General features: G+C 43.8%; 5 protein-coding genes and 1 pseudogene. 5 read left to right on the forward strand and 1 reads right to left on the reverse strand.

The features are described 5' to 3' along the window. The first annotated feature begins 25 nt into the window (after window positions 1-25). The 4 genes and pseudogenes from ABIX36_RS13715 (at window position 26) to ABIX36_RS13730 (ending at window position 3,690) form a co-directional block, all read left to right on the forward strand. Window positions 26-337 carry a 6-phosphogluconolactonase gene (locus tag ABIX36_RS13715; protein ID WP_348082736.1) on the forward strand — a complete coding sequence of 104 codons (312 nt, stop codon included), beginning with the start codon at window positions 26-28 and terminating at the stop codon, window positions 335-337. Then, window positions 309-739 (forward strand): annotated as a pseudogene (locus tag ABIX36_RS13720) (phosphoglucosamine mutase); the annotation flags it as partial. The gene ABIX36_RS13715 and the pseudogene ABIX36_RS13720, both read left to right, overlap by 29 nt. A gap of 46 nt (window positions 740-785) precedes the next feature. After that, window positions 786-1,049: a hypothetical protein gene (locus ABIX36_RS13725; RefSeq protein ID WP_348082732.1), complete on the forward strand. Its 264-nt coding sequence runs from the start codon at window positions 786-788 to the stop codon at window positions 1,047-1,049. 445 nt (window positions 1,050-1,494) lie between these two features. Then, on the forward strand, window positions 1,495-3,690 hold the full coding sequence (locus tag ABIX36_RS13730; RefSeq protein WP_348082733.1) for a PQQ-binding-like beta-propeller repeat protein: 2,196 nt from the start codon (window positions 1,495-1,497) through the stop codon (window positions 3,688-3,690). A gap of 26 nt (window positions 3,691-3,716) precedes the next feature. Here the strand turns inward: ABIX36_RS13730 and ABIX36_RS13735 are convergent, their stop codons facing one another. Next, window positions 3,717-7,946 carry a two-component regulator propeller domain-containing protein gene (locus tag ABIX36_RS13735; protein ID WP_348082734.1) on the reverse strand — a complete coding sequence of 1,410 codons (4,230 nt, stop codon included), beginning with the start codon at window positions 7,944-7,946 and terminating at the stop codon, window positions 3,717-3,719. Between the two features lie 561 nt (window positions 7,947-8,507). On the opposite strand from ABIX36_RS13735, the gene ABIX36_RS13740 reads away from it, so the two are divergent. Then, window positions 8,508-8,732: an SDR family NAD(P)-dependent oxidoreductase gene (locus ABIX36_RS13740; RefSeq protein ID WP_348082735.1), complete on the forward strand. Its 225-nt coding sequence runs from the start codon at window positions 8,508-8,510 to the stop codon at window positions 8,730-8,732. Window positions 8,733-8,836 lie beyond the last annotated feature (104 nt).

Here is an 8,836-nt window from a genome sequence, read left to right on the forward strand (position 1 = left end):
ACTACCTGTAACGGTGTACCCCGATATGCTTACAGCATTAAAAGTTGTAGCCCGACGCATTGCCGGTATCATTAAACAAAAAGCCACAAAAGGAGAACAAGCCGTGCTTGGCCTTGCCACGGGCGCAACACCTGTCGCGGTTTACAAAGAACTGGTTCGCCTGCATCAGCAGGAGGGGCTGAGCTTTAAAAACGTTACCACCGTTAACGTGGATGAGTATTACCCCATGAGCGCTGCGGCTGCACAAAGCTACAAAGTATTCATGAATAAGCACTTGTTCGATCACGTAGACATCGCGCCGGATAATATCAACATCATCAACACGGGCTTTGCGTGATGTTACCGAAAACCTGGGCGGTGTTTATGAAGCGTCGGCAGTAGGAGACGTGAACGTGGTACCCAAATGAAAGCCGTAAATGCAGTAATTGGTGGCGAAGGCAATGGCGGTATCATTTACCCCGAACTGCATTACGGTCGGGACGCGCTGGTGGACATCGCCTTATTCCCTACACATATGGATATAGACGGTCTGCTAAAAGAAGTAGAAGCCAAATACAGCGACCAACCTTACAGCACTATTGATGGTTTGAAAATTGAGTTCGGCAAGCAGTGGGTGCACTTGCGTAAGTCGAATACCGAGCCGGTGATCAGGATTTATTCGGAAGCAAATTCCATGGAAAATGCCGATAAACTGACGCACCAGATCATAGCAGATATGAACACATTACTCACGGTTTAACACGCAGCTATATTTCGGCAAATTCACGCTAAATAATTTGAGCATCATGCTTATCGCATTGTTGGGCCTTGCCAATTCGCTGATGTGGCCAGCCATATTCCCGCTGGCCATTAAAGGTTTAAGCAAGTACACCAAAATTCGTTCGGCTTTGCTGGTTACGGGTATTGCAGGTGGTGTTATACTGCCGCAGGTGTATGCCCTGCTGGCAAAAAATATGGGGGCGCAGTCAGCGTTTTTATGCAGCATGGTGCCCTGCTATGTTTATATTTTTTACTACGCCGTGTCCGGTCATAGATCAGCTTCAAAGTAATCTGACAGATCGGCACACACCTATCGCATAAAGATGGTTTTTTATATTAGTTAATTGATTAGTTGTTTAAAGCAGTGGAATGGGAGATGGCTCAACATCGGGCTGTCTCCAAATCGCTGATCAGATCTGCCTCCCCTTTCAGGGAGCAATTGCCCATCAGCAGATAATGTTATTAAATTCCTTTACGGTTTTATAATAGAAGTTTTAGCATTTATGCTGATAAAAAAAAGTCTAAAATATGTTAACCCTGCTAAAATACAATCGATTGATTAAGAGATGATTGCAAAACAATTTTTGAAATTGTGTTAACTTTTGTTAACCCTGATTTTTAAATTCCGTCGGAACGTTTTATGATTTGTCTAATGATAAGGCTATTGCGCTTCAGGGCGCGCTAAATTTTCCGTTTCCTTATTTTTTCATAGCTTGCCTTACCAATTATAGCAGCATGAGACCAGCCTATCTATTCCTGTCCTTCATTTCCTTATCGGTTACCCTTTATTCCTGTAAACAATCAAATTCTGCGCCTGGTTACGACTATAAAGGATGGGGAGCCTACGCAGGTACCAAAGATGCGGCGCGATACTCTGCAAGCGAGGTGATCAATCTGCAAAACATAGTAGGTCTTAAACAGGCTTGGGTATACACCTCCAACGACCGGGACACGGCCAACCGTACGCAAAATCAGTGCAATCCTATTATGGTTGATGGCGTGCTGTACGGTTCTACACCAAAGCTTAAACTGTTCTCCTTAAACGCGGTAACCGGGAAGCAAAACTGGATTTTCGATCCTGCTTCGGTAGATACGGCTGCCAAATTCAACCCCATGTTTTATTACAAAGTAAACCGTGGCGTGGTGTACTGGCAGGATGCCGTTGGCGGCAACAAGCGGCTGTTTTATAACGTAGGTAACAAGGTGTATTGCATTGATGCCGAAAAAGGCGCCCCTGTTGCTAATTTTGGAAACGGCGGTTATTTAGATATGACCGAAAATGTTGGCCGCGAGATCCACTCTTTTGTGGCATCAACTACTCCTGGTATCATTTATAAAGATGTATTGATAATGGGTGTACGTGTAGCAGAGAGCGAAGACGCCGCACCGGCACCAATAAGGGCTTATGACGTACTAACCGGTAAACTGCGCTGGAGTTTTAACACCATACCACACCCGGGCGAAAAAGGTTACGAGACCTGGGAGAACAAGGACGCCTGGAAAAGCCTCGGCGGAGCAAACAACTGGTCGGGGATGTCTCTTGACGAAAAACGCGGAATCGTTTACATCCCTACAGGCTCTATAGGGGGCGATTTTTACGGAGGCAACCGCAAGGGTCAGAACCTATATGCAAACTCGCTGATAGCGCTGGATGCGGCCACAGGCAAGTATATTTGGCATTACCAGTTTGTACACCACGATCTTTGGGACCGCGACCTGCCTGCAACGCCGAATTTAGTAACCATAAAACACGATGGTAAAGATATTGATGCCGTAGCTCAGATAACCAAGAATGGTTATATTTTTATGTTTGACCGTACGAACGGGCAGCCTGTTTTCCCAATAAACGAAATACCGGTACCTACCAATGGCCTGCCCGGCGAACAACCGTGGCCAACGCAGCCCATACCAACCCTACCTGAACCTTTTGCCCGCCAAAAGTTCGGCCCGGAGGATGTAACCGATATTTCGCCGGAAACACACAAGGATATGATGGAGAAATACCTGAAAGTGAAGAACAGGGCGATGTTTAGTCCGCCAAGTAAAGATGGCGGATGGATCTTCCCTGGTTTTGATGGAGGAGGCGAATGGGGTGGTGCAGCAGTTGACCAGCAAACTAAAATAATGTACATCAACAGTACCGAACTACCATGGGCGCAAGTGATGATAGATGTACCTAAAACCGACAATAACGACCATACCCTTGCGGGTTCAGGGCACGCGTTTTACAACCAGCGTTGCATTGCCTGCCACGGTGCCGATCTGAAAGGCAACGGCAGCACCATTCCTTCCTTGCTTAACCTGGAGAAGAAGTATAACGAGCTCCAAGCCAAAAATATTATTGATAACGGGCGCAACATGATGCCATCGTTTAAAGCAATTCCCGAAGGGGAGAAGAAGGCTATATTAACCTTTCTGCTAAAAATACCGGAGAAAGAAGCTACCGGCCCAATCGGCAGGGGAGGGGCACAACCCGCGGTGCCTGAAACCAAAAGTGCCCTACCTGCCGCGCCATACACCATGGCCGGCTACAACCGCTTTGTTGATAAGGACGGCTACCCCGGCATTAAACCGCCATGGGGTACGCTTAACGCGGTAGACCTTACCAGCGGTAAATTGTTGTGGAAAGTACCACTGGGCGAATACGCCGAGCTAACCAAGCGTGGCATCCCGGTTACCGGTACCGAAACTTACGGCGGCCCGCTGGTTACCAAGGGCGGGCTGGTATTTATTGCTGCTACTAAAGACGAGAAGATCCGCGCATTTGATAAGAAAACGGGTAAGGTGGTTTGGGAAGCAAAATTGCCGGCTGCCGGGTACGCTACACCCGCCGCGTATGAGATCGACGGCAAACAGTATATTGTTATAGCCTGTGGTGGTGGTAAAATAGGGAGTAAGTCTGGTGATAGTTATGTCGCGTTCTCTTTATAAGAAAAGCAACATCTGTATGAACGCTACTATTTAATATGATGGGCGCTGTTGTAAAGATTTTTTAAGGATTGTATAAGCAGCTCGAGATTAATGGGTTTGGATAGATAACCATTCATGCCGGCCTTGTAGCAATCGCTTTCATCTTCTGTAAGGGCGTTGGCCGTCATGGCCAATATGGTGGTTTTAAGGCCGTATGTTTTACGGATAAGGCGGGTTGCTTCCAGTCCGTCTATGTTCGGCATTTGGATATCCATCAGTATAATATCATAGTATTTTTTGCTCATCATATCCATCACCTCCTGTCCATCATTAGCCAGGTCGGGCTGATAGCCTAACTTGTTTAATATCCTGATGATGAGTTTTTGATTCATTAAATTGTCTTCGGCTATCAGCATCCTGAAAGGGTAATCCACAGCGAATTGCTCTGACAACAGCGACTTTTTACTATCTACCTTCTTTATGGTATCCCTCCTTAATTCGGCCTGTACAACATCATATAAAGCCTGTTGCTTTACGGGTTTGGTAAGTACAGTGTTAAACAGATGCGGAAACAATTTTTTACTTTCATTCCCTATCGAACTAAGCAATATGATAGGTTGTAAGCTTGGCAGTGCTTTTATTTTAGCGCTTAAAGTAATGCCATCCATATCGGGCATCTGCATATCGGTAATGATGAGGTCTATCCCACTATCGGTTTGAAGTATTTTAAGTGCATCGTATCCCGAAGATACCGCAATTACGATCATTTTTAATTTCTCCAGCTGTATTTTCAGAATGCGGAGGTTGGTGCTGTTATCATCAATTATTAGCACCCGCTTGCCAAAACAAATCTTCTCATTCTCGCTTTCTTCCACAACAGCAATAGGGGTGCCTTTTTTGCAATCTATCTCAAAAGAAAATGTGCTGCCAAAGCCTGGTTTGCTCATCACCTCAATAGTGCCGCCCATTAACCTTACAAGCCTGTCGCTAATGACCAAGCCAAGGCCGCTGCCACCGTATTTGCGTGTTACCGACGAATCTATCTGGTTAAAAGCCTTAAAAAGGTGTTCGAAGTGTTCGTCGGCGATACCTATGCCGGTGTCCCGTACCGCAAATGAGAGCCGTAAGTTTTCTTCATCAACCTTAACACTTGTAACGCCAACATACACCTCGCCGCTATGCGTAAACTTTGTAGCGTTCCCCACCAGGTTCACCAATACCTGCCGCAGCCGCGAGCCATCGCAATGAATTTGATTAGGGATATTGTCGGCTATGTGATAAACGAGATCGATACCTGCCTGCGACATCTTTGAAGCGAAAAGTTCAAAAATATCCTCAATACATTTTCTTAGCTCAAAATCATGGTCGTCCAACCCAAGGTTGCCAGATTCGATCTTTGAAAAATCCAGGATGTCATTTATCACCGTTAGTAATGATTCGCCACTGTTGAGTATCGCATCGTTATATTCCCGCTGTTCATCGTTTAATTCTGTTTCCGACAGAAGCGAGGCCATACCCAAAACACCGTTCATAGGTGTGCGAATCTCGTGGCTCATGGTAGCTAAAAATGTACTTTTAGCTAAATTTGCCTTATCGGCCTCCAACCGGGCTTTTTCTTCCTGCTCTTTTTGTTTTTGTAATTCTTCTGATTGTAATTGCAATTCTTCCGACTGTGCCTGTAGTTCACTTGCTTGCTCCTGCAACTCGAGGTTAAGCGCTTTAAGATGTAGCGCCTGCTGACTTATTTGTTCCGTACGGTCTTCAACCTGTTTTTGCAGGCTCAGTTTTTGCCTCCTGAAGAAATTAAACCTCAGGATGTATAAAATATAGGCGATCGCTATAAATATTATTACTGCGAGCGTTCTAAACCACCAGGTCATCCAAAATGGGGGCAGTATAATTACCTTAAGCCTGGTGGGCGTGTTGTTCCAAATGCCATCGTTATTAGCTGCCTTAACTAAAAAAATGTAGGTGCCTGGGTCGAGATTGGTGTATGTGGCACTACGCTGGTTGCCTACATAACGCCATTCGGGATCAAAACCTTCCAGTTTATAGGCATAGGTGTTTTTTTGAGGGACGGTATAATCTAAAGCGGAAAATTTTATAGTAAATACCGATTGATCGTGATGTAATGTAGCCTCTTGCGCCGTGAGTATACTTTGTTTTAGCGGAGAGTTTTTTGAATACGTTTGTACCGGTTTATTAAATAATTCAAAACCGCTCAGTACTACATCGGGTTTATTTGAATTGAAGGTTATTTTATCGGGGCTGATGATATTGAACCCGTTTATACAACCCAGCGCGATTTGGCCGTTGGGCAGTTTGGCCCCGCTGCCCAAATTAAATTCCTGGCTTTTTAAGCCATTGTGAACGTCGAAGTTTTTTATCGAAGTTTTGGTAACGGGGTCAAAGCAGATGATGCCTTTTAGCGAACTGAGCCATAAATACCCCTTTGCATCGGATGTGATGTAATTTATGGTGTTGTTGATCAACCCGTTTTCTTCGGTATAATTTGTTATTTTTTTTGTTTTATAATCATAACAATTAAGCCCGCCTTCCATAGTGCCAATCCACATATGGCCTTTGTTATCCTCATAAAAACAACTGATCACATCGCTGCTAAGACCGGTGTTCTTGCTGTTAATGTGTGTGAATTTGTTGGATCGCGCATCGTATACCGATACACCATTGGAATAACCTCCGGCCCACATATTACCGTTTTTATCGCAGTAAAGGGCTTCAATAGCGTTATCGGCTATCGAGTTTGGGTTTTTATCATCGTGAAGGAATTTTTTAAAGGTCTCGGTTTTGGGGTCAAAAACATTTACTCCGCCTGCGTTCGTACCCATCCATATCTGGCCGTTATCGTCCTCTGCTAAAGCATATACCGAGGCGTTATTTAAATTGCGGGCGCCCTGGCCAATAGTGTAATTTTTAAATTGCCCGGTTTTAATATCATAACGGTCAACTCCGTTGCTGTAAAACCCAACCCAAACGGTGGTATTGGCCTTATTGATAAATATACATGAGCTGTAATTTGTTGTGATAGCATTTTTAGCACGGGCATTATGGCTATAAAGGGTATACTTTGCCCTGGCGCGGTCATAATAGGCCATGCCCGCATCGGTAGCCAGGTATAGGTTGCTGTTTTTATCTGCCGCTATTCCCCGGATGATGTTGGCGATAGATGGATTGGTATTAGCCGAGGCTTTATAAGCCGGGAACAGGTTTAGGTTGTTATCGTACTTTAAAATACCCTCGCTGGAAGTGCCTATCCATAAGGTTTTTTGCTTATCTATCCACAACGCGTAAACGCCATCGTTTGGCATATTATCTTGCTCCGCGGGCAGGCTGTTTATATTTATAAACACTTTTTTATTAATATCAAACAACTGCAATGTGGTGTTTGTGCCAACCCATAGCTTGCCAGCAAAATTGGGCGCTAAGCTGTAAATTGGGTTATCGCCATTTAATGTGTATTTATCGCGCTCATTGGCATACGCTGTAAAAGTTGAATCAGCATTTAATAAATTCAGCCCGTTGTAAGTGGCAAACCATAAATTATGGCGCTCATCTTCGGCTATGGAGGTGATAATGTTATCACTGATGCTTTTTTTATCAGCCTTATTGTGTGCAAAGCGGGTAAAGCCGTTGGTGCGTGTGTTTAACAGGTTTAGTCCTTTATCGGTACCTATCCAAAGCCGGCCTTTGCTATCCTCAAATATGGTGTAGATGGCAGAGCTGCTTAAACTGTTAGGCAGGTTGTTGTGATAGTATCGTTTAAAGCTATTTGTTTTTTTATCGTATAAGTTCAGCCCGTTATCGGTGCCTACCCATAAATTATTTTTACGGTCGCTATAAACGTAGCTGATGTTGTTGTTACTTATTGACGCGTTGTTTTTATTGTCGTGTTTGTAGTTTATAAAGCAATCATCAGCGCGGTTATACTTGCTTAGCCCACCTATACGGGTTGCCGCCCATATATTGCCTTCGGCATCTTCACAAATGGCCAGTACGTTATTGGCTGGTAAACTCTTGTTATTATTACGGAGGTGCTTATAAGTGGTGAACTCGTAGCCATCGTATTTGTTTAGGCCATCCTGCGTACCGAACCACATAAAGCCATACTTGTCCTGGTAAATACATTGTATAGAATTTTGCGAAATACCGTTAGCGCTGTAAATGTTGGTGAGTTGCTGAGCAATATCCTGTGCAGAAACGTGTGCTTTCGCGAATAGAATAATCGATATTAAAAAAAACAGCCGTTTAATATGCATTCAGATTGTCGGGGGGTCAATAAGGATTTGTACGAAAAATTTGTTTAAAGGTTTAAAAATGGTGTTTTTAAAGAGATATAACAACTGCTAAGTTAGATAGCTAAAACAGTAATTAATCGCTTTGCAAGAGCGACAACCAAATATCATCGGATCCGCAGTAGTTTTAAGCTTTTGTCGGGGTGGCAGAATGCCATCCCTAACGTCTATATTATTCACAATCAAAATAATAAACTTAATCGTAGTAGGGTGTTGATTAGGGCGTTTCATTCCTGTTAATAATGCTATTAATCTCAGAGATGTTAATCAAAAAAAGAAACACTTTTCAGGCTAAACAGCTAACACAAAAGAGTCTAAAATTGGCGGTCAGGGGATAATGTTTTGTTTGTCTGGTCTGACCGAGGATTATTAAAAACGAGTAACAGCTAAGTGGGGGGCTGGCTTAATGCTGACGTAATCCAATTATCAGTGTGATGTCAGATTTTGAAATCAAGATTTATAAATTTGTTTTATTGAACGGTGTTCAATACATTTGCAATGGAATAAAAGTAATCAAACATAACCATGAAAAAAGTATTGATCACAGGAGCAAGCGGAGGCATCGGGTTGGAAACAGCCAGGCTGCTGGCGGCTCAAAATTACCGGGTAACTCTGGTAGCCCGCAACGGGGCGAAATTGAATGATGCAAAAGCAAGTTTGGCTGGCGTGGGTCATCAGATAATGATAGCTGATTTAACTGACAGAAATGATCTTCAAAAATTGTCAGACTGTATGTTATGGAGATGTTGACCACCTGATTCCGGGCCAAACTGACCAGGCAATTAGCTGACGTGGGGCGTGCAGCAAACGCTATAAAAGCGTGTACAAAAATAGTTATTTAAAAGGTATTTTCA

Source organism: Mucilaginibacter sp., from assembly GCF_039925265.1.
Lineage (GTDB): Bacteria > Bacteroidota > Bacteroidia > Sphingobacteriales > Sphingobacteriaceae > Mucilaginibacter.

What these genes read in the sequence shown, in the direction of transcription:
- ABIX36_RS13715 (WP_348082736.1), top strand. Translation starts at nt 26, where the DNA reads ATGCTTACAGCATTAAAAGTTGTAGCCCGACGCATTGCCGGTATCATT.
- ABIX36_RS13725 (WP_348082732.1), top strand. Translation starts at nt 786, where the DNA reads ATGCTTATCGCATTGTTGGGCCTTGCCAATTCGCTGATGTGGCCAGCC.
- ABIX36_RS13730 (WP_348082733.1), top strand. Translation starts at nt 1,495, where the DNA reads ATGAGACCAGCCTATCTATTCCTGTCCTTCATTTCCTTATCGGTTACC.
- ABIX36_RS13735 (WP_348082734.1), bottom strand. Translation starts at nt 7,946, where the DNA reads ATGCATATTAAACGGCTGTTTTTTTTAATATCGATTATTCTATTCGCG.
- ABIX36_RS13740 (WP_348082735.1), top strand. Translation starts at nt 8,508, where the DNA reads ATGAAAAAAGTATTGATCACAGGAGCAAGCGGAGGCATCGGGTTGGAA.